16 protein-coding genes and 1 pseudogene are annotated in these 21,372 nt (G+C 65.1%); 6 read left to right on the forward strand and 11 right to left on the reverse strand.

Annotation, left to right across the window (positions count from 1 at the left end; all coding sequences use genetic code 11):
• The first annotated feature begins 96 nt into the window (after positions 1–96).
• The gene (locus DFR67_RS06055) at positions 97–738 is read left to right on the forward strand and encodes a DUF1707 SHOCT-like domain-containing protein (protein WP_110468739.1); all 642 of its coding nucleotides are present in this window, start codon (positions 97–99) and stop codon (positions 736–738) included.
• A gap of 12 nt (positions 739–750) precedes the next feature.
• On the opposite strand, the gene DFR67_RS06060 is transcribed toward DFR67_RS06055, so the two are convergent.
• From DFR67_RS06060 to DFR67_RS06070, 3 genes are all read right to left on the reverse strand, one after another.
• On the reverse strand, positions 751–1,797 hold the full coding sequence (locus tag DFR67_RS06060; RefSeq protein WP_110468522.1) for a fatty acid desaturase family protein: 1,047 nt from the start codon (positions 1,795–1,797) through the stop codon (positions 751–753).
• A gap of 166 nt (positions 1,798–1,963) precedes the next feature.
• Positions 1,964–3,967 carry a VWA domain-containing protein gene (locus tag DFR67_RS06065; protein WP_110468523.1) on the reverse strand — a complete coding sequence of 668 codons (2,004 nt, stop codon included), beginning with the start codon at positions 3,965–3,967 and terminating at the stop codon, positions 1,964–1,966.
• Positions 3,968–3,998: 31 nt separating this feature from the next.
• Positions 3,999–5,414 (reverse strand): sigma 54-interacting transcriptional regulator, encoded by a 1,416-nt coding sequence (locus DFR67_RS06070; RefSeq protein ID WP_425451250.1) that lies wholly within the window; start codon positions 5,412–5,414, stop codon positions 3,999–4,001.
• A 145-nt stretch (positions 5,415–5,559) separates the two neighbouring features.
• On the opposite strand from DFR67_RS06070, the gene DFR67_RS06075 reads away from it, so the two are divergent.
• Complete coding sequence (locus tag DFR67_RS06075; RefSeq protein ID WP_110468740.1) at positions 5,560–6,792, forward strand: CaiB/BaiF CoA transferase family protein; 1,233 nt, start codon at positions 5,560–5,562, stop codon at positions 6,790–6,792.
• A gap of 13 nt (positions 6,793–6,805) precedes the next feature.
• On the opposite strand, the gene DFR67_RS06080 is transcribed toward DFR67_RS06075, so the two are convergent.
• Together DFR67_RS06080 and DFR67_RS06085 are read right to left on the reverse strand one after the other, a co-directional pair.
• Positions 6,806–7,489 (reverse strand): sulfite exporter TauE/SafE family protein, encoded by a 684-nt coding sequence (locus tag DFR67_RS06080; protein WP_110468741.1) that lies wholly within the window; start codon positions 7,487–7,489, stop codon positions 6,806–6,808.
• A gap of 156 nt (positions 7,490–7,645) precedes the next feature.
• Positions 7,646–9,457, reverse strand: coding sequence for a long-chain-acyl-CoA synthetase (locus DFR67_RS06085; protein WP_425451255.1), 1,812 nt, complete (start codon positions 9,455–9,457; stop codon positions 7,646–7,648).
• Between the two features lie 246 nt (positions 9,458–9,703).
• On the opposite strand from DFR67_RS06085, the pseudogene DFR67_RS06090 reads away from it, so the two are divergent.
• From DFR67_RS06090 to DFR67_RS06100, 3 genes and pseudogenes are all read left to right on the forward strand, one after another.
• Positions 9,704–10,707, forward strand: a pseudogene (locus DFR67_RS06090) (methionine ABC transporter ATP-binding protein).
• On the forward strand, positions 10,704–11,420 hold the full coding sequence (locus DFR67_RS06095) for a methionine ABC transporter permease (RefSeq protein ID WP_110468525.1): 717 nt from the start codon (positions 10,704–10,706) through the stop codon (positions 11,418–11,420). Before DFR67_RS06090 ends, DFR67_RS06095 begins: the two are co-directional and overlap by 4 nt.
• Before the next feature lie 69 nt (positions 11,421–11,489).
• A complete protein-coding gene (locus DFR67_RS06100) occupies positions 11,490–12,395 on the forward strand; it encodes a MetQ/NlpA family ABC transporter substrate-binding protein (RefSeq protein ID WP_110468526.1) in 906 nt (301 codons plus the stop codon).
• A gap of 79 nt (positions 12,396–12,474) precedes the next feature.
• Here DFR67_RS06100 and purH read toward each other — a convergent pair whose 3' ends face one another.
• The 4 genes from purH to DFR67_RS30420 all read right to left on the reverse strand — a co-directional run bounded on the left by purH (position 12,475) and on the right by DFR67_RS30420 (position 17,864).
• Positions 12,475–14,040, reverse strand: coding sequence for a bifunctional phosphoribosylaminoimidazolecarboxamide formyltransferase/IMP cyclohydrolase (purH, locus tag DFR67_RS06105; protein ID WP_110468527.1), 1,566 nt, complete (start codon positions 14,038–14,040; stop codon positions 12,475–12,477).
• Positions 14,037–14,645, reverse strand: coding sequence for a phosphoribosylglycinamide formyltransferase (gene purN, locus DFR67_RS06110; RefSeq protein WP_110468743.1), 609 nt, complete (start codon positions 14,643–14,645; stop codon positions 14,037–14,039). Before purN ends, purH begins: the two co-directional genes overlap by 4 nt.
• A gap of 80 nt (positions 14,646–14,725) precedes the next feature.
• Positions 14,726–16,282: a cell division protein PerM gene (locus tag DFR67_RS06115; protein WP_110468528.1), complete on the reverse strand. Its 1,557-nt coding sequence runs from the start codon at positions 16,280–16,282 to the stop codon at positions 14,726–14,728.
• A gap of 247 nt (positions 16,283–16,529) precedes the next feature.
• The gene (locus tag DFR67_RS30420) at positions 16,530–17,864 is read right to left on the reverse strand and encodes a DUF5336 domain-containing protein (protein WP_158539909.1); all 1,335 of its coding nucleotides are present in this window, start codon (positions 17,862–17,864) and stop codon (positions 16,530–16,532) included.
• A gap of 163 nt (positions 17,865–18,027) precedes the next feature.
• On the opposite strand from DFR67_RS30420, the gene DFR67_RS06130 reads away from it, so the two are divergent.
• Entirely contained in the window at positions 18,028–18,453 is a 426-nt protein-coding gene (locus DFR67_RS06130) for an MmcQ/YjbR family DNA-binding protein (protein ID WP_211324952.1), read from the forward strand.
• A gap of 22 nt (positions 18,454–18,475) precedes the next feature.
• Here DFR67_RS06130 and DFR67_RS06135 read toward each other — a convergent pair whose 3' ends face one another.
• Positions 18,476–20,458: an acetoacetate--CoA ligase gene (locus DFR67_RS06135; RefSeq protein ID WP_110468531.1), complete on the reverse strand. Its 1,983-nt coding sequence runs from the start codon at positions 20,456–20,458 to the stop codon at positions 18,476–18,478.
• Positions 20,459–20,553: 95 nt separating this feature from the next.
• Positions 20,554–21,363 (reverse strand): SDR family NAD(P)-dependent oxidoreductase, encoded by an 810-nt coding sequence (locus tag DFR67_RS06140; protein ID WP_110468532.1) that lies wholly within the window; start codon positions 21,361–21,363, stop codon positions 20,554–20,556.
• Positions 21,364–21,372 lie beyond the last annotated feature (9 nt).

Below are 21,372 nucleotides of genomic sequence, written 5' to 3' on the forward strand. Positions count from 1 at the left end.
GTACGGGCGGCGAACGAGTCGATGGTCGTTCCGGCGACAACCGCCGGGCTGTGGTCGCGACCACGGGCACCGGCTAACCTCACAAGGGTGAGTGAACTGATTCCTTCCGATGACCCTGATCAGGGGCGCAGCCGCCTACGCGCGAGCGACAGCGACCGAGACTTCGTTCACCAGATCTTGTCCTCTGCGATGAGCCAGGGCCACCTGAGTCCGGCCGAGTACGAGGAACGGGCCGAAAAAGCGGTTGCTGCCAAAACTTTCGGTGAACTCGATTCACTCACCGACGATCTGCCCGTCAACCAGCTGACGACCGCGGCGGTCGCCACCTCGCGTCGGGTGAATCAAGCATCGGCAGGTGTCGAGGTGATCACCAGCCGCGTGGCCGTGATGAGTGGCTCCGAACTCAAGGGGCGCGTCGCCGTCGGCGAACATCTCAACGCCTTCGCCATGATGGGCGGCATCGAGATCGATCTGCGTGACGCCGAGTTCACGTCTGATCAGCTGACGATCCGGGCGAACGCCATCATGGGCGGCATCGAGATCGTCGTACCCCACGATGCGACGGTGCGCATCACGGGGATGGGCATCATGGGCGGGTTCAGCGGCAGCCGCAACGCCGAAGGCAAAGGCGTCCCGGGTGCTCCGACGATCACCGTCAGTGGGCTCGCCATCATGGGTGGTGTCGAGGTGGTGCGTCGCAGCCCGCATGGCCAGGGGAAGATGTCGCTCGACAAATGACCTGGGGGTCGCTCAGCGATAGGCCGCGACGAACGGGCACTCGAACGGGTCGGCGTAACCCATGCCCACACGGTTGAGGTATTTGATGACGATGCCGTACGACTCGACCAGGCCTGCTTCGGTGTACGGGATATCGTTCTCGAGGCAGTAGCGGCGGACGAGCGGCCGGGCCTGTCGCAGGCTCGCACTCGGCATGCTCGGGAACAGATGGTGCTCGATCTGCAGGTTCAGACCGCCCATCGCCCAGTCCATCGCCCGACCACCGCGGACATTGCGTGAGGTACGGACCTGCCGCTCGAAGAAGTTGACGCGCACGTCCTTCGGAACGATCGGCATGCCCTTGTGGTTGGGGGCGAAACTGGCGCCCATGTAGAGCCCGAAGACCACCGACTGCACCACCAGGAAGACCGCGCCGACGCCCCAGCCCATGGCACTGAACACAATCACCGGGAAGCCGATCAACCGGATCGAGAGCAGTGCGAGCTCGAGGCGACGACGGCTCGGGCGGCTGCCGTCGAACAGCACCTTCAGGGACTCGAAGTGCAGGTTGACACCTTCGAGCGTGAGCATCGGGAAGAACAGCCAGCCCTGGTGCGCACGGATCCAGCCTTTGAGACCACCGGTGTCCTCGAAGTCCTCGGGCACGAACATCAGCGCTCCGGTCGCGATGTCGCCGTCCTTGCCGATCTTGTTCGGATTCGCGTGGTGCTTCGAGTGCTTGCCCTGCCACCAGCCGTAACCCAGGCCCACGATCAGGTTGCCGATCAGGCGGGCCGCCCATTCATTCGCCTTGCCGGAGGCGAACACCTGCTTGTGAGCGCTGTCATGCGACAGAAATGCCGTCTGAGTGAACAAGATTCCGAATACTGGAGCAATCGCTATCTGCCACCAACTCGAACCGAGGGCGAAGACGACACCGAACGTGGCGAGAAACGCACCGAGCAGTAACGCCAACCTGCCCGCATACCAGCCGACCCTGCGTTCGAGCAGGCCAAGAGCTTTTACCTCGGAAATAAGGTCCGCATACAGTCGAACCTGATCGTTCCGAGTCGTGTCCATGCCTGAACAGTATGGTGTGCAGCCCATTCGTGCATCCAACTCCGGACGGAGTGGCGACCCTCTACTTCAGGACTAGGCCCGGGTGTCCCACCCGCAAACGCTCCACATATACGAAGACGCGCCACTTATAAGTGGCGCGTCTTCGCAAAGGTGGAGCGTGTGCAGCTCAGCGCCGGCCGCGACGGCGTTTGCCACCGAGGTAGTCGCCGACCACCGCAGCGCCGAGTCCATCGAGATCAGGGGCGACCACGCGCCCCGATACCCTGCGTGCCATCTGATCGACGAACTGTACGAGTCCCGGGTCGTCGCCGAGCCGGAAAATGCTCACCTGAGCGCCCATCCTGGCCACATTGTCCAGCTCTCGGACAGTCGCTCCGAGTGTTGCCGGATGCGGTGGGTAGTAGAAGAACGGCTCACCACCGGGCAGCAGATGCGCGGTCGGCTCACCATCGGTGACGATGAGTACCACGGGCTGGGCGTTCGGATGCTTCCGAAAATGCCGCTGTGCCAACAGCAGAGCGTGATGCAGGTTGGTGCCCTGCTGCCGCATGCCGTCGAGACCGATCAGCTCACTCATCTCCAGGGTGCGCGCATAGTGCCCGAACGAGATCAGTTCGAGCTCGTCTGAGCGGAAACGCGTCGATATCAGGTGGTTGAGGGCCATCGCGGTGCGCTTCATCGGGGTCCAGCGATTCTCCAGCCACATCGAGAACGACGTGTCCACCAGCAGTGCGACCGCGGCCTGGCTACGAGCCTCCGTCTCGCCCACCTCGACGTCGCGCACGTTGATCTTCACACCGTCGCGGAGCATGCCGTTGCCGGCGTGCAGTTTGTCCGGATCCTCGGAGATGGTGCGCAGCACCGCATTCGAGACCGTTCGCGTGACATCCCAGGGCTCGGTGTCGCCGAACTCCCACTCTCGAGAGGACCCGGTGGGCTCCCCCGCCTGACCCGACCGTCGCGTCTGCCGATCACCGCCACGGCCCGAGAGCTGTTCTGCGACGTCTTTGAAGATCGACTGACCCAGCTGCCTCATCGCCTTGGGTGACAGGCGCAGTTGACCGTCACTGCCTTTCTCGAGCAGCCCCTGATCTTTGAGAGCTTTCTCGAGTTCGGACAAGGTCCTGGCGTCGACGGCCGCATCGGCTCCGAGCTGCCGGGCGAGCGCATCGAGGTCGACGTCGTCGAGATGCGCACCCGAATACTGCTGCGACAGTTGCTCTGACAGCGATTCCAGCTCGGCCAGATCCTGCAGGGCACCGGCGCCTTCGCCCATGCCCATGCCCTGACCGCCTTCGAAGTCCTGGCCTTCGCCCCACCCCATACCCGGACGGGCCTGCTGCAACTGCGAATCCATCTGCGCGAGCTGATTCATCAGATCCGGCGACCCGAAGGCCTGCTGCGACAGCTGATCGAGCTCGGCTCGCTGTTCATCCGACAGCGAGTTGTAGAACTGCTGCGCGGCAGCGGCTCGGGCGGCCAGCGAATCGATCAGCTCATCGGTGTTCTTCGGGTTCTCCGGGAAGAATTCGCCGTGCTTGTCCATGAACTCACCGAACTGCTCGGTGGTGTCCTCGCCACGGTTGTGCGCCGCCAGCAACTCGTTGAGATCTTTGAGCATGTCCGCGATGCGCTGCCGGTCTTCCTCGGTGGCGCCCTCGAGCGCCTCCTTCATCCCCGCGAAGCGCTGGTCCAGCAATTCGCGCCCCAGCAGATCTTTGATCTTGTCGTACTTCTCCTTCGCCTCAGGACTGCGCCAGTCGTAGTTGGCGAGGTCCTGAACCGCTTGCGCGGTGGACGTCGGCAGATTCTGGATCTGCATCTCGGCGAACCGGGCCTCGTCGTCGAGGTCGCGGGCGAGTTGCTTACGCTCGTCGAGCACCGCGTCGTCGAGCAGCTGCCGGATCTCCTCGAACGTCCCGTTTAAATTGCGCGACTTCAGGATCTCTTCGCGACGCTTGTTCACCATCTCGCGGAGTTCGTCGAGTCCACGCATGTTCTCGCTGCCCCGACGCAGGTATTCCCGCATCGCGGCCTGTGGTGAGCCACCGGCCATCACATCGTCGCCGATGGCGTCGAGTGCTTCGCGCAGATCGACGGGCGGTGCGAGCGGGTCGGGCCCACCGGTGTAGCGCAAATAGCGTGCGCGATGAAAGTTACTGCGGGCCATAAGTGTTTCCCGTCGAAAGATCTAGTGGTCTCTAGCCATAGATGGTCTGGCCTTCTTCGTCGGCCTCTTTGCCGATCCTGCGCGCCAAGAACAGCCCTTCAAGGGCGAGCTCCAACGCGCTGGCCCGCTCACCGTCGTCGGTGATGTCGAAGCGTTCGGCGATCTTGTTGACCACCGGCTCCGTGCCCTCGGGCATCGAACTGAGCAGCTGCGATGCCGATACCCGATCACCGGTGACGATCGGTTCGCTGGCCTCCAGTGCGGTGACGAGCGTGGCGAGGTCGACTCCGCCGAGATGCGCACGGACGGTGTCGGCGGTCGACTTCCGGAGGAGGTGTTCGAGGATTTCGAGTTCACGACCCTCCTCACCGGATTCGAACTCCACCTTGCCGCGCAGGACCTCGATGACCGACGAGAGGTCGACGATGCGGGCCACCGGGAACTCCTCGCCGAGGACCGCTGATCGGTGCAACGCCGCCGCCGCGACCGTCTCGGCACCGGCGATGGCGAAACGCGCCGACACACCGGACCGCTGGTCGATCGCCGGATGGTCGCGCACGTGCCGGGTGAACCGGGCGATGATCTCGATCAGGAACGTCGGCACGGTGGCCATCAGATCGGCTTCTTGCTCGATGACCGCGATCTCGTCGTCAAGCTCGATCGGGTAGTGAGTGCGGATCTCGGCGCCGAAGCGATCCTTCAGCGGGGTGATGATCCGCCCGCGGTTGGTGTAGTCCTCGGGGTTGGCACTGGCCATCAGGACGACGTCGAGCGGCAGGCGCAGGCTGTAGCCGCGGACCTGGATGTCGCGTTCCTCCATCACGTTGAGCATCGCCACCTGGATCCGCTCGGCGAGGTCTGGCAACTCGTTGATGGCGACGATGCCGCGGTGTGCCCGCGGGATCAACCCGAAGTGGATGGTCTCGGGGTCACCGAGGCTGCGCCCTTCGGCCACCTTCATCGGATCGACGTCGCCGACGAGGTCGCCGACCGAGGTGTCGGGGGTCGCGAGCTTTTCGCTGTATCGCTCGCTGCGGTGCAACCAGCTGATGGGCAGGTCGTCCTGCAGATTCGCGGCCTTGCGGATGGACGCCGGGGTGATCGGCTCGAACGGGTGCTCGGCCAGTTCGGAGCCGTCGATGACAGGCGTCCATTCGTCGAGGAGCCCGGAGATGGTGCGCAGCAGTCGGGTCTTGCCCTGACCGCGCTCGCCGAGCATGACGACGTCGTGGCCGGCCAGCAACGCACGTTCGAGCTGCGGGATGACGGTGGCCTCGAAGCCGAGGATGCCGGGCCACGGATCGTCGCCCGAACGGAGCTTGGTCAGCAGGTTGTTGCGGATCTCGTCTTTGACGCTGCGCTGCACGTGACCGGACGCGCGCAGCTCCCCGAGGGTGCGCGGCGAGGGGTGGGCAGTGGTGATATTCGCGGTGTGGGGTGTGCTCACCCCTTCCACGCTACGAGCACTCCCGCGGAAACGCACTCCTTTACGCCTGCAGAGGAACCGGCGGCGTCGTTCGGGGGTCGGCGTTTGGGGTCGTCGTTCGGAGGGTGTCGATCGGTCCGGCCGGCCGATGCGTGAGACTGGATCGATGGTGGAGAACACAGCGCAGGACACACAGCTGCCGACAGGTGCCCTCGACGGAGTGCGGGTACTGGAGTTGGGTTCCCTGATAGCCGGCCCGTTCGGTGCCCGCCTCATGGGTGACCTGGGCGCTGACGTCATCAAGATCGAGGCACCCGGAAAACCGGACCCTCTGCGCGGCTGGGGTCAGGCCGAGCGCGACGGCCATCGGTTCCTGTGGACCGTCTACGCCCGCAACAAGCGCGCGGTCACGCTGGACCTGCGCAGCGACCGGGGCCGCGAACTGTTCCTGCAACTCGTCGACTCGTCGGACATCATCGTGGAGAACTTCCGCCCGGGGACGCTCGAGAAGCTCGGACTCGGTTACGACGTACTCCACGAACGCAATCGCGGGATCATCCTGGTGCGGGTGTCGGGGTACGGGCAGACCGGACCCGACGCGGGTCGAGCCGGGTATGCGTCGGTCGCCGAGGCCGTCAGCGGCCTGCGCCATCTCAATGGATATCCCGATCAACCGCCGCCACGACTCGCGCTGTCGCTCGGGGACACGCTGGCGGGCATGTTCGCCGTGCACGGTGCCCTGGCCGCCCTCTATCGGCGCACCATCACCGGGGAGGGCCAGATCATCGACACCGCGCTGAACGAGGCCTGTCTGGCCATCCAGGAATCAACGATCCCTGACTACGACCAGGGCGGGATCGTCCGCGGGCCGTCCGGCACCAGACTCGCGGGTATCGCCCCGTCCAACATCTACCCCACCGCGGAGGGTCGGATGGTGGTGATCGGCGCCAACCAGGACACCGTCTTTACCCGACTGTGCGCGGTCATGGGACAGCCGGAATTGAGCAGTGACCCCCGGTTCGCCACGCACGCCGCGCGCGGCGAGAATCAGGACGAACTCGACGAGCTCATCGCAGCCTGGACCGCCGAACAACCGCACGACAGTCTGATCGAGCGGCTCAGCGATGCCGGAGTGGTTGTGGGGCCGATCAACACTGTCGCCGAGGTGATCAAGGACCCTCAGTTGATCGCGCGCGGCATGATCGCAGACCACTTCGACGAACGGATCGGCGAAAACGTGCGCGGCCCCGGGATCGTGCCGCAATTGACGGGCACCCCTGGCCGAATCCGGAACGCCGGGTCGGCCACCCCTGGCCAGCACAACTCGGAAGTCTATGGCTCGCTTCTGAACTTGAGTGAGGACGAGCTGGGCACGCTGGCGGAGGACGGCGTGATCTGACCGCCCGCCGCACCTATCGGAATGCGAGCCAGATCGCGAGCCCGAAGCCGCTGAACGCGATGGCGATCCGCAGTACCGACACCGGTATCCGCGCGACGATGGGTGGTCCGATCCACCCGCCGGCCAGGCATCCGATACCCATACTCGCCGCGGCGAGCCAGTCGATCGAGAAGAAGAATGCGAAGGCCACCGCCGCAACCAGATTGGACGCGCACAGCAGCAGCGATTTGAGCAACGTCGCCTGGAACATCGTCTGACCGGTGGCCAATAACGCCAGGGCCATGAAGATGATCCCGGCTCCGGCACCGAAGTAGCCGCCGTAGATCCCGATCACGAAGACACCGACCCCGAACACGGTCGGCGCATCGCGGTGGCCGGAGAGCCGCCGGATCAGCGGTTGACACAACACCGCAAGCGCGGCGAACGCGACCAGATAAGGGACCAAGGCCTCGAACGTGGCCGCCGGCGTGAGCAGCAGCACCACCGAACCGACGAAACCGCCCGCCGCCGCCGCGCCCAGCAGGAGACCGAGCCTGCGGTCGAAGGTGATGGAGGCGCGCGCCTGGGTCGCACTTCCGATGCCCACCGGGATCAGCGCGACCGTGTTGGTGACGTTGGCCGTGATGGGCGGTAGACCCACCAGAAGGAGCGCCGGATAGCTCACGAGTGAGGCGATGCCGGTCACGTAACCCACCATGCCGGAGAAGAATCCGGCGACAACGAGGAACGCCGCTTCTGCCACAACGCCGAAACCTACCGCACACCCGCCGAGCGTGCCCTACCGGACGACGACAGTAGGGCCCGGTCGGCGACAGTAGGGGCACGGTCGACGACGGTGAGGGCACGGTCGGCGTTACTTACGCGGGAGGGTTCCTGCCGCGACCTCACCGGCGTAGTCGTCGTAGAACGGGACGTAGCCGTCGCTGCCTCCGACGAACACGAAGACGTCGTCGCCGGCGTGCGAGTATCCCTCATCCCGCAGGGCGACCTTGACGCTCTTGAAGGTGGAGGTGTGCGCCAGCTCCTTCACCACTCGGATGAACAGCGGCGTCGCATAGGCGGGCAACTCCCGTGTGATGTGTACGCCCAATGCCCGGGCATCAAGCGACTCGCCGCCGTTCAGGGTGATGGCCGCCATGCCTGCTTTGCCGTCGGTGCCCGGTATCTCGACCCCGAACACCACCGACTGCGCCACCGGACCGAATCCGTCGAGCACGCTCTCGACCTCGGTGGTGGCGACGTTCTCGCCCTTCCACCGGAAAGTGTCACCCAACCGGTCGACGAACGCGATGTGCGAGAACCCCTGCGAGCGAACGAGGTCGCCGGTGTTGAACCATCGGTCACCCTTCTTGAAGGCATCGGTGACGATCTTCTTCGACGACGCCTGCGGATCGGTGTACCCGTTGAACGGCACTCGTGTGCTGATCTGAGAGACGAGAAGTCCCGCATGACCTTTGGGTACTTTGATCAATCTGCCGCCGTTGCCTCGAAGCGGCTCACCGGTGTCGGGGTCGTACTCGACGATCTCGTGGGGCAGCGGGCAGAATCCGACGGTTTTCGACGCGTTGAACATGTTGATGAACCCGATGTTCGCTTCGCTGGCCGAGTAGAACTCGACCACCCGCGAGATCCCGAACCGTTCGGTGAACTCATCCCAGATGCCCGGACGTAACCCGTTGCCTGCCATCAGCCGAACGGAATGCTGTCGATCTGCGGGCGACGGCGGTTGCGCCAGCAGATACCGGCACAACTCACCGATGTAGCAGAATGCAGTGGCCTGATTGAGCGCGATGTCGTCCCAGAATGTCGATGCCGAGAAACGCTTACCGATTGCCAGGCAGGCACCGCTGGCCAGCACCGACGCCAGCGACACCGTCAGGGCGTTGTTGTGGTAGAAGGGCAACGACGCGTACATCGTGTCCTCCTTTCTCAAACGTATTCCGACGCCACCGATTCCGGACATCGCCGCCAGCCACCGCGAATGCGACATCACGCTGGCCTTCGGCATACCGGTGGTCCCAGAGGTGAAGATGTAGAACGCCGTGGTGGAGGCGGGTAACTGCGCCGTGATCGAGGGATTGCGTTCAGAGCGCCCGGCGGACTCCTGTTCGAGGTCGAGGAAGCTCACAGTGGTGCGCGGCAACGCATCATCGGGCACCGAGTCGAATACCTCGCAGACGTCGGGATCCACGAGCAGGATCTTCGCCTCCAGCAGCCCCAGGCTGTGCGTCAGCACGTCGCCGCGCTGATTGTGATTGAGCATGCCTGCCGTCGCACCCAGCTTGACGGTGGCGAGCATCGCGAGCACGATGCCGGGCTTGTTCTGAGAACAGATGGCGACCACGTCGCCGGGTCCGACGCCGTGCGCGGTGAGCAATGCCGCGTAGCGATTGACTGTCCGGTTGGCCTCGTCATACGAAATGGATTCGCCTTCGAACCGCAGGAATGGCCGATCGGAGTGGGCCGCCGCAACCTGCTGAAATCGCTTGCCGATGGTCATCCTCCGCGAGCGCCGATGGTCGGCCAGAGCGGGCAGACTCCGCACGATCGAGGGCAGGTCGTGTCGCATCTGCGCGACTCCGGAGAGCAGTTCACGCACGCCGACACCGCCGCCGTGTTCCTCGCGACCCGACTTCTCGGCGCCGACTCCGCTCCCCTCGCCCACTGCCTTGCCGACCACTCTGCGCTCCCCTGTGTCCGCCGAGTCGTTCCACACCGTGGAGCAACACTAACGCAGAGAACTGACGTCGGGTTCAGCTTTGCGTTCATTCGACCGCAGACCGTGATCAGAAGCGGGCCCTTTGCGGTCACCGTGATCGCAAAGCTGTGCCGATCCGCCGGCGATGGCCAGGATGACTGGCGTACCGACGCGCCTGGCGTCGGAGGAATATGGCTGAGGAAGACACACTCCGTGATCGAAGTAGAAAAGCTCGGGAAGATCTATGGATCCGGACCCGCCGCAACCACCGTTCTCGACGACGTGAGTTTCACGGTCGACCCTGGCGAGATCTTCGCCATCGTCGGCCCCAGCGGTGCCGGAAAGAGCACGCTCGCGCACTGCTGAATCTGCTGGAGCGGCCGACATCCGGGAAAGTGGTGGTGAACAACCAGAATCTCACCGAACTCGGGAGCGGAGAACTACGGGACGCGCGCCGACGTATCGGAACGGTCTTCCAGTCGTCCAGTCTGCTGTCCCGCCGCACGGCAGCCGAGAACGTGGCCCTGCCGCTGGAGTTCCTGGGCGTCACCAAGGGGCAGACCCGCAGTAGGGTGGCCGAGCTTCTCGACCGCGTTGGCCTGACCGATCGCGCACACCTCTACCCACATCAACTCTCCGGTGGCCAACGCCAACGAGTCGGCATCGCCCGCGCACTGGCACTGCGACCATCGGTGCTGTTGTCCGACGAGGCGACATCCGGCTTGGATCCGCAGACCACCGACTCGTTCCTCGAACTTCTCCGCGAGGTCCGTCAGGAACTCGATCTGGCCGTCGTGTTCATCACACACGAGATGGACACCATCGTGAAGGTTGCCGACAGCGTCGGCAGACTCGACGCCGGACGAATTGTCGAAAAGGGTTCGCTGATAGACCTTCTCACCGATTCGTCCTCGGTACTCGGTCGTTCGCTTCGACCTCGGGGCACATCCGCAGACCCCGAGCCCGGGCAACGATCCATCGAGTTGACCTACAACTCGGCGAACGTTCCCACCGACTGGATCACCCGCATCGGCACCGAACTGGCGATTCCCGTCGCCGTGCTGGGGGCCGCCGTGCAGGTTGTCGACGGGGTATCTGTCGGCTCGGTGACGGTATCGGTCCCCGACGCAGCGGCCGCGGCATTCATCGAGAGCGCCGCCCGCCACGGGCTGTCCGGTACGGCGGCCACGGCGTTCGGTGTCGAGGTGGCCGCATGAGTACCACCACACATCTGGCGGCGATCACGGTACCCACCAACGAGATCCCCGATCTGCTGATTCCGGCGTTCGTCGACACGCTGACCATGGTCTCGATCGTGATGGTCATCGTCCTGGTGATCGGAGTACCTCTCGGTGCAACCATCCACAACCTCGCCCCGGGTGGCCTGTATGAGAACAAGCTCCTGCATTCTCCGCTGTCCTGGGTGATCAGTATCGGACGTTCGCTACCCTTCCTGGTGCTGATGACCTCCATCATCCCGCTGACCCGCCTGATAACCGGCACGAACATCGGCATTCCGGCTGCGGTGGTGCCGATGTCGCTCGCCGGTGTCGCCTTCTTCACCCGGATCGTCGAGAACTCCCTGCGGTCGGTGCCGGCTTCGGTGATCGATGTGGCCAGGGCGTCCGGCGCATCGAACAGTCAGGTGATCTGGAAGACCCAGATCCCGGAAGCCCTGCCGAACATCGTTGGTGGACTGACGATCAACACCATCGCGATGATCGAGTACTCCGCGATCGCAGGCACCATCGGCGCGGGAGGTCTCGGGTACATCGCCGTCACCTACGGCTATCAGCGCTTCGACCACGGCGTCATGATCGCCACCATCGTGACCCTGGTCATCACCGTTGCGCTGATCCAGATCGTCGGTGACGCCCTTGTGCGCCATCTGACACCGGGACAGAGCGTGCGGACCCGCGCCACAGTCTGAACCACCTTGCCCCGAACGACCGAAACGGGGCTCAGCCCTGCCATTTTCATCAATCCAGAGGAGTCCAAAATGACCACCACGACGCCCCGACCCACCGGCGACCCCGGCGGGTTCGACATCAAGACCCGAAAGCGGCTACCGCTGTTCATCGCGATCGGTGTGATCGTCGTCGTGGTCCTGGCCTTTGCCGGCTGGCGATTCTGGGGCGGCTCGGATTCGAAATCTCCCAACGAGACCGCAGGCGCCACCCTCGAGATCGCCACCGCGGAAGGCAATGCCGCCGAAGAGGCGCTCGTCAACTTCATCGCCGAGAAGGTCGCGCCCAACTATGATCTGAAGATCAAGTTCAAGGGCCTTGCGGACAGCACCACCATCAACCGGGCTGTCAGCGACGGTGAGATCGCCGGCACCATCTACCAGCACAAGCTGTGGCTCGGACAGGTACTCGAAGCCAACCCGGACTTCAAAGAGGAAGCCGCGACGCCGGTGTTCCGCTGGGGATTCGGCATCTGGTCCGACAAGTACGCCGATCCTGCCCAGCTACCCGACGGCGCCACCGTCTCGCTGTACTCCGACCCCGCCAACGAGGCCCAGGGCCTGTGGTTGCTCGAGCGCGCCGGTCTCATCGGATTGAACCCGACCGCAGACAAGTGGAAGGCGACTCAGAAGGACATCGTCTCCAACCCCAAGAACCTGCAGTTCAAGCTGCTCGACTTCGCAGCCCAGTCGCGAGCACTGCCTGATCTCGACGCCGCTGTCGGGTACACCGAGTACTACCTCGCCGCGGGAATCGACGTCACCAAGCAGATGTTCGCGCCACCGGCTCCGGACGAGTTCGCCGGCCAGCTGACCATCGGCAGCAAGTGGAAAGACACCGAGAACATCAAGAAGCTCATCGAGGTCTTCAAAGACCCGGCTGTTCAGGAGTACCTGGCCACCGATCCGCAGGTGAAGAACATCCTTTTGCCCATCTAGACCAACCGGAAGTGGTGGCTTCTGGCGAGGCCCACCTGGCGTTTCACTCGCCAGAACCCACCACTTTCGGGGTTTGGGGTCAGTGGGCGAAGTGGCGGGCGCCGGTCAGGTACAACGTGATCCCGGCGTCATGAGCCGCGCCGATCACCTCGTTGTCACGGATTGATCCACCAGGCTGTACGACAGCTTTCACGCCGCCGTCGATGAGCACCTGCAAACCGTCGGGGAAGGGGAAGAACGCGTCGGACGCGCCCACACTGTTCATGGCGCGGTCGCCGGCCCTGTTCACTGCCAGGTGCGCAGAGTCGACCCGGTTGACCTGACCCATGCCCACTCCGACAGACGCCCGGTCGGACGCCAGGAGAATTGCGTTCGACTTGACCGAACGGCATGCGCGCCAAGCGAAGACGAGGTCGGCCAGGGTGGCATCGTCGGCCGGATCCCCGGCCACGAGCTGCCAGTTCGCCGGGTCGTCACCTGCGGCATCGAGGATGTCCCGCTGCTGGACGAGCAATCCGCCCGACACCGGCTTGAACTCGGCCCCGCCTCGCTGCGGCGGCTGCGCGAGCAGCACCCGGACGTTCTTCTTGCGCGTCAGCACCGACAGAGCGCCGTCCTCGAAACCGGGAGCGACGATCACCTCGGTGAAGATCTCGGCGACCTGCTCGGCCATCTCCGTACTGACCGGACGATTCGACGCGATCACGCCGCCGTAGGCACTGACCGGGTCGCAGGCGTGCGCGCTGCGGTGCGCCGCAGCGACGTCGTCGGCCACCGCGATGCCACACGGGTTGGCGTGCTTGATGATCGCGACGGCCGGATCGGTGAAGTCGTAGGCGGCGCGCCAGGCGGCATCGGCATCGGTGTAGTTGTTGTAGCTCATCTCTTTGCCGTGCAGCTGCTGCGCCTGCGCGAGCCCGGGCGCGTCAGAGGTGCTCACGTACAGCGCGGCACTCTGGTGGGGGTTCTCGCCGTACCGCAGCACCGACGATCGCTCCCACGTCTTGCCCATCCAGACCGGGAAAGGACTGTCGGCGTCATTCGCAACCACCGAACCCATCCACGACGCAACCGCGGTGTCGTAGTCGGCGGTGTGGCGGAAAGCCTTTGCTGCCAACGCTTTGCGTTCATCCAGCGTGAATCCACCCGCTTCGACGGCAGCAAGAACGGCCTGGTAGTCACCGGCATCGACGACCACGCCCACCGAGGGGTGATTCTTCGCGGCGCCCCGCACCATCGACGGACCACCGATGTCGATCTGCTCGACGCACTCGTCCGGGGTTGCACCAGAGGCCACGGTGTCGGAGAAGGGATAGAGGTTGACGATGACGAGCTCGAATGCCGCGACACCCAGATCTGCGAGCTTGTCGACGTGTTCGGGCTTACGCGTGTCGGCCAGGATGCCTGCGTGGACAGTGGGGTGCAGCGTCTTGACCCGGCCTTCGAGGATCTCCGGGAATCCGGTGAGCTCGGAGACCTCGATCACCGGCACCCCGGCTTCGGCGATCTTCTTCGCCGTCGATCCGGTCGACACGATCTCGACGCCACCGGCGTGCAGCCCCTGCGCCAGCTCGGCGAGGCCGGTCTTGTCGTACACACTCACCAGTGCACGACGAAAAGGCTTGCGCTGCAGGTCATTACTCACGGGATGTAGGCCTTTCGTCCTTCGATGACAACACCTTTGACAGCGATCGAACGCACCACTGCAACCAGCAGCACCCGTTCGACCATCTTGATTCGTTCGTGCAATGTGATCTCGTCGTCGGCGGGGTTCACCGCGACGGGCGCCTGGGCCAGGATCGGTCCGGTATCGACGCCCTCGTCCACCAGGTGGATGGTGGACCCGGTGACCTTGACGCCGTGGGCCAGCGCGGCCGGCACCGCGTGAGCGCCCGGAAACGACGGCAGCAGCGCCGGGTGCGCATTGATGATCCGACCACCGAAGCGGGCCAGGAAATCGGCTCCCAGGATCTTCATGAAGCCCGCGGACACGACCAGGTCGGGGTGATGGCCGGCGACGGTGTCGGCGAGGGCGCGGTCCCATTCGGCCCGGTCATCCGTCATCGGCACCACGGTGGTGGGCACGCCTCGACGTTCTGCCGCTTTCAGCGCGGGGCATTCGCGATCTGAGACAACGGCCGCGACGGTCGCCGGGTACTCGTCGTCTTCGACGGCGTCGAGCAGCGCAGAAGCCAGCGACCCGGTGCCCGACGCGAGGATCACGACGGTCAGCGATTCGGCAGACGGGATGGCGTCCAGGGCTGGGCTCCTCGAACTCGGATCGGAGATGAAGTGCCGGTAAGGCAGATTTGAGCGTAGTGGCCGCGACTTCAGCGGGTACGCCGGGTACCGAAGTCGTCGGTGGACACCAGTTCTTCCCCGTCGACCGCAGGCGCGATCGGGGCGGTGCCGGCATCGCTCCAGTCGGCGGAATCGTCGGTGGAGTCCTCGGACGCTCCGTCCCATTCCAGGTCGACGACCCAATCGTCGGCATCCCAGCCATCGATTGCGGGTCCGGAGTCCACCTCTGCGGCGGCATCCCGGAGGGCGCCGGCGGTCTGCCGGTACTCGATCTCGGGTTCGGCGGGTGTGAGCACTTCGACCTCGGGTCCCTGCTCATCCTCGAACGCATCGTCCTCGAACTGCTCGTCGGAGACGTTCCCGAACTGCTCGTCGGAGACGTTCCCGAACTGCCCGTTTGCAATGTCGTCGTCGTAGTGGAGGTTTCCCACCAGCGCGGCCCTCGCACGTCTGGTCTTGGGCAGCGCGCTGTACGCGAGCGCCGCCACGGCGCCCACCACCGCTATCCAGCCGAAGGTGAACACGCCGACCACGGGGAGGTTCACGCCCACCCCGCCCAAGATCCCGAGGTCTCCACCGGCCAACGTCGCCAACACGACCACCAGCAGCGACGCCGTCGCCGCAGCGACCGCGACCATGCGGATGTTGCGCAACAGGGACAGGTCGAGGCACAGCCGCGCCACACCCAAGGACACCACCGCGACGAAGACCATGAGCAGCGCACTCCAGCTGCCCGCCCCGCCGTCGGGCAGCACCGCCAACACCGGCAGCGGAGGTACCTGTCCGCCGTGCGAGCCGAACAGATCCACCAGGGCGCCACCCACCTGCACCGGCGCACCGATGAGGGCTGCGGCCGCCCCGATCAGGACGTTGGGCAGGTAGAGCACCGAGAGGACGGCAAGCCCGAGCGCGCCGATCCAGCCGTTTCCGGCTTCGAACAACTCCCCGGCGACCGACCAGTTGATCATCAGCCGCACGGCGACGAGCATCGCTGCCACGCTGAGGAGCGCGACCACTGCGATCAGGCCGCACCGCACGCCCTTGAGCACCCACGTCGGGACCCCGAGCCTGACGACGATCGTGGACCACCACTTGTACCCGACGCCGATCACGGCGCCGGTCAGCTGCAGGACGAACGTGCAGGCGAACGCCAGCAGCGCATCGGGGCTTTGCACGGTCATGACTGTGGAGGCGTCCATCAGAACGGCAAGCGAGAGGATCGTCGCCAGCAATGGGCCGCCGACAGCCGACAACACCACCGCCGTGACCTCCGATTGCGGACGATCGACGTCGGTGGCGCGTGCGGTCGCCCGGGCGGTGAGCCCGACCATCACGAAGGAGGGGGCCAGCGGCAGCACACCGAGTGTGACGTCGCCGATGGTCAGGGGAACCTGATGGATACCGAGCCACATCGAGGCGACAGTGGCAGGAACGCTGCCCACACCGTCTCCGACGGCGAGCAAGATGATGGTCGCCGTGATCGCCAGCAGCAGCAGGGTCGCGGCGGTGGTCCCGAATGCCAGCCGGACCAGTGCACGGGCTGAATCGGCCGCGCCCGCTTCGGCAGCGCGCCGTGATCGGCGCATCTCCCTCAGACGCGCAGCAAGATTCTCCCCAGAAAGATTCTTTCCGGGAGAGGTTTTCCCAGAAGGGTGTTCCGCTGTAGAGCTGGCCACCCTTGTCAGGGTGTCATTCGCCCGGCGAACGGCACGGCAGGCGCGCCGGTCGATGCGCAATCAGCCACAACGTAACCGTAATTATATGAAGCGGGCACCGCCGTCGGGGTCGACGGCGGTGCCCGCTTCAGATGCGGGTCGGACCCGCATCACACGCCTAGCGCTCGGGCGACTTGAATTGCGTCGTCTGGTCGCCGTAGGGATTCTGCTCGGCACTGCTGCCCGTGGCCGGGGTCTCGTAGGGACTCGGTGTGCTCGGCTGCGCGCCGTATCCCGGGGTGCCCGAAGGCGGGGTGCCCAGCGACGAAGTGCTCGGCGACGAGGTGCCCGAGCCGCTCGACGGCACGGCGGTCGTGGCGTCAGAGGCGTTCGAGTCCGAGGCCTTGCCCCAACCCACCGACGGTGAGTCCGGGGTGTTGCTCTGACCGTAAGACGCCTGCGCGTACGGATTGCTCTGGGCTGGATTGCTCTGGGCGGGTGCCGCGGCCTGGTGACCACCACTGTGTTCGGTGTGCGCCGACTGGCCGGCAGCAGCCTGACCATAGGACGCGCCGTATCCGCCACTCTGTCCGTAGCTGGTGCTCTGCTCCCCGTAGCTGTTGCTCTGATCTCCAGCCTGGGGCGAGCCGCTCTGCTGAGCTCCCGTGTGGAGCGATCCGGTGTCGGTGCCGACCGCTCCGGCCGCACCGGACGGCGGGCCCGTCTTGATGATCCCGGAATCGACCAGCAGCCACACCACGGCGACAGCGGCCTGGATGAATCCGAAGACGAGAAGCAGGATGAATCCGATGGCAGAGTCGCCGAAGATGTCGACACCGGTGATCAGGTGGAACAACAGGAAGAGCGCTGCTACCACGGAGGTCACCGCGACAGCCCCGCTGACCTTCGCCGTCTGGTTCGGCAGCAATGTGGTCGCAGCGGTCAAACCGGCGATCGCCAAGGCGACCAGGCCGATGGCGGGAAACCAACCGAAGTTGTTGGGCGCTTCATCACCGTCGAGGGCGGGTGCGAAACCGAGAAAGAAGTTGATGAGCCCGAGTCCACCGAGTGCGTAGATGAGGTAGGTCCCGAGAGCGGCGGGCAGCCCCTGCGGTGCGCGGGCGGCAGACTGGCCGTAGCCCTGCTGTCCGTAGCCCTGGGCCGGTTGCTGGCCGTACTGCTGTCCGTAGCCCTGGGCCGGTTGCTGGCCGTAACCCTGCTGGCCGGCAGCGGGCTGTTGACCGTAGCCCTGCTGGCCATAGCCCTGCTGGCCGTAACCCTGGGCCGGCTGCTCGCCGTAACCCTGCTGGCCGGCAGCGGGCTGTTGACCGTAACCCTGCTGTCCGCCAGAACCCTGCTGTCCGCCAGCCGGCTGCTGGCCGTAGCCCTGCTGACCGTATCCCTGCTGCCCGTAACTCTGACCGCTCGCTTCGGGTTGTCCTGCGCCTGGGTACTGGGGGCCCTGGTACGGCTGCTGCGAACCGTAGCCGGACCCGCCGGGTTGATAGCTCATGTTCACTCCTGCGTTCGAGGGTGTAGTCCCATTCGATATTCACGGACCTGTTGTTCGTCGGGCACCACGCTAGTACATACGGCTGTGGCGACAAGGTCCGATTTGGCCGCAAGACGGTCCATCCGGCGCCGTCATGTCATCTGTCGGAACTACGGTTGACAACGTGGACAACGCGGGTGGGGCCGGGACGGGCGACGGCGGAGCAGCGGACTTCGACCAGGTCGTGGAGATCCTTCACGCCCGCGCCCTCGCGCTGCCGGAGGTGTACTCCGAACCGGCGTGGGTGGGCGTCCGCTGGCGTGTTCGCGGCCGTACATTCGCGCACGTCCTCGACATCATCGGCTCCCATCCCCCGTCCTACTCGAAGGCCGCGAACACTGCGGGTCCCGCGATAGTGCTGATGTTCCGTTCGGCGGGCGATGAATTGGAGGCTTTGCGCCACGCCGGGACACCGTTCTTCCCGACGCCGTGGCGCGCCGACGAGATCGGACTGCTGATCACAACGGACACCGATTGGAGCGAGGTCACCGAACTCGTGACGGAGAGTTATCGGGTGCTCGCGCCGCCGACACTGGGTGCACGTGTCTAGGTCCCGCGGGTGAGGCCACCGTTCAGCCTCGGCTCCAGGTGTGCGCCGCGCCCTGCCTGCGGTACCACTCGAGCAGGTCCGGATCGTCGACGGACCGAGGGTCCACCGCGACATCGGATCGCCCTGCGAGAATCGCGGTCACCGGGACCTCGAGCTTCTTCCCGGTCCGCGTGTGGGGGATGCCGGGCGCGACGATCACCTCGTCGGGGACATGTCGCGGGGACAGCCGGGCGCGGATCTCGGTCCGGATCTCGGTGATCAGCCGCTCGTCGAGGTTCGACCCCGGCGTCAGTGTGACGAACAAGGGCATCCAGTAGGCACCGCCGGGACCATCGACCCCGAGCACGAAGCCCTCTGAGATCTGTTCGATTCCCTCGACGACCTCGTATATGTCCGCCGATCCCATGCGGATGCCGTTCCGATTCAGCGTCGCATCGCTCCGTCCATGGATGACGATGGAACCGCGCTCGGTGAGCGTCACCCAATCGCCGTGGCGCCACACGTCCGGCCTCGGACCGGTGGACCACTGATGGTCGAAGTAGGCCTTTCGATACCGCTCACCGTCGGGGTCGTCCCAGAAGCCCACCGGCATCGACGGCATCGCGGTGGTGATCACCATCTCACCCACCTCTCCCACCAGAGGCGTGCAGTCAGGACCCCAACTCTCCAACTCCACGCCGAGGTAGCGGACCGACAATTCACCCGGAACGACGTCGATCCCGGGAGACCCACCTGCGAACGCCGTGACCACGTCGGTGCCCCCGCTGATCGATGACACACCGATCCCGTGTCGCACGTGGTCGTCGACCCAGACGAAGAGGTCTGCCGCCAGGGTCGAACCCGTGCTACCGATCGTGCGCAGCGCACCGAGATCGTGATCGGCACCCGGGTTCAGATTTGCTTTACGAGACGCCTGCAGTTGTCCGGGGCTCGTTCCGAAATAGCTGACCTTCTCCGACTCGACGACCTGCCAGAGCCGGTCGGCATCGGGATAGAGAGGATGGCCGCTGTAACAGATGATCCGGGCGCCGACGAGCAACCCGGCGATCTGGTAGTTCCACATCATCCAACTCAGCGCGGTCTGCCAGAAGAACACGTCACCGGAGTCCATGTCGCCGTGCAGGCCAACGGCTTTGAGGTGTTCAACCAGGACTCCTCCGTGGCCGTGCATGATGCCTTTGGGCTTGCCTGTGGTGCCCGAACTGAAGAGCACCCAGAGCGGATGGTCGAAGGGGACCGATTCGGTGGTCAGATCTGCCGACCTGCTCACTGCGACATCGAACTCCACCGCAGTGGTGGCCATCTCGTCATCGGGGGGTCGGCCTTGCGCCTCCTGACCGGCGACCCTCACCACCAACTGCCCCACCAGGGTGGGCAGCAACGCCGCCAACTCGGCACTGTCACTGCGCTTGTCGATCCACTTGCCGCCATATCGGTAACCGTCGGCCCACACCAGCACCTTCGGCTCGAGTTGCGCGAGACGGCCCGCGGCGCCGGCGGGTGCAAAGTCCTGCCCGCACCCCGAGAACACCGCACCGAGCGCTGCGGTCGCGAGGAACAAGATCACCGCTTCGGGCACATGTGGAAGATAGGCGACGACCCGGTCACCGCGCCCGACACCGAACTCTCGCAACGTGGCCGCGACCCCGGCCACCTGCGGTGCGAGTGCTGACCACGCGATCTCGGTGCGACCACCGTCCTCGGTCAACCCGACGATCGCCGCCCCCGGCAGCCGGGTGTGGTTCATCACCTGATCCACATAGTTGAGCGACACCCCGGGAAACCAGCGAGCACCCGGCATGGTCGGGTCGACAAGGATGTCCTCGTCCGACTCCCCCAGCACCGTGCCTCCGGTCGGAGTGAGCGCATACAGATTCCACAGATCACGCCAGAACTGCTCGGGATGGTCGACCGACCACCGCCACAATGCCTCGTAACCCGTGAGGTCGAGACCACGCTCAGCACTGACGCGGGCGGCGAAATCTTCGATTGCGCTTGTCGTCACGGCTCAAGTATTGCCCACCGAGCGAGCACGTATCCGGTGTTTGTCGACCTGCGTCACCAGGGTGGAGTCCGGTCGGGACTGCCCTCAGGTCGAACTCAGACCAGTCCCTGCGCCTTGGCCACATCCCAGTAGGAATGCAATCCACGAACGTGCTGGCCACCGTCCACCGGGATGAAGTGCCCGGTGACACGTTGGGCGGCGTCGGATAGCAGGAACAGGGCCACGTCGGCGATGTCGGAGGCTTCCTGGTGCCGCACCTCCGGTCCGACCAGGACGCGGTCCAAGAATTCCTGGCCCATCTGACCGACCGTGAAACCCTCACCGAGCGGCGTCCTCGTCGTCCCGGGGCCGATGGCGTTCGCCCGGATCCCGTACCGACCGAACTCGCCGGCGCAGACCTGGGTGAACTGGTTGATCCCAGCTTTCGCCGCGCAGTAATGACCGAGGCCGTCGGTGGCCGCCACCGCGTTGAGTGACGAGATGTTGACGATCGCCCCGGGCAAGTCCTTGGCGATCAACCTCTGCGCGAAAGCCCTGCTGCACAGGAACGTGCCCTTGAGACACGTGTTAACGATCTTGTCCCACTGCTCGACCGACGTGTCGACGATCAACGAGAGTGCGGCAGTCCCTGCGTCGTTCACCAACATCTGGACAGCACCGAACTTGTTCTCGGCAGCCGCGAAAGCCTGGTCGACGTCTTTCTCGAGCTCCACGGTCCCTACGGTCCACGACAGTCGATCGGCCCCGTACTTCGCCTCCAGGTCCCGCCTGGTCAGGTCACCGGTCTCCGCATCGATGTCGAGGACGGCGACCCGGATGTCGCGTTCGAGCAGCTGGGTGACGATTTCTTTGCCGATACCGCTCGCACCACCAGTGACGAGTGCTGTTTCTCCGTTGAATTGCATGCACGTACC

It is taken from the genome of Williamsia limnetica (assembly GCF_003217475.1).
Taxonomy (GTDB): domain Bacteria; phylum Actinomycetota; class Actinomycetes; order Mycobacteriales; family Mycobacteriaceae; genus Williamsia; species Williamsia limnetica.

Coding starts and splice junctions, on each gene's coding strand:
- DFR67_RS30420 (WP_158539909.1), bottom strand. CDS start 17,864: ATGAGCTATCAACCCGGCGGGTCCGGCTACGGTTCGCAGCAGCCGTAC.
- DFR67_RS06100 (WP_110468526.1), top strand. CDS start 11,490: ATGACCACCACGACGCCCCGACCCACCGGCGACCCCGGCGGGTTCGAC.
- DFR67_RS06080 (WP_110468741.1), bottom strand. CDS start 7,489: ATGGTGGGTTACGTGACCGGCATCGCCTCACTCGTGAGCTATCCGGCG.
- DFR67_RS06075 (WP_110468740.1), top strand. CDS start 5,560: ATGGTGGAGAACACAGCGCAGGACACACAGCTGCCGACAGGTGCCCTC.
- DFR67_RS06065 (WP_110468523.1), bottom strand. CDS start 3,967: ATGGCCCGCAGTAACTTTCATCGCGCACGCTATTTGCGCTACACCGGT.
- DFR67_RS06115 (WP_110468528.1), bottom strand. CDS start 16,282: ATGCGCCGATCACGGCGCGCTGCCGAAGCGGGCGCGGCCGATTCAGCC.
- DFR67_RS06140 (WP_110468532.1), bottom strand. CDS start 21,363: ATGCAATTCAACGGAGAAACAGCACTCGTCACTGGTGGTGCGAGCGGT.
- DFR67_RS06095 (WP_110468525.1), top strand. CDS start 10,704: ATGAGTACCACCACACATCTGGCGGCGATCACGGTACCCACCAACGAG.
- DFR67_RS06060 (WP_110468522.1), bottom strand. CDS start 1,797: ATGGACACGACTCGGAACGATCAGGTTCGACTGTATGCGGACCTTATT.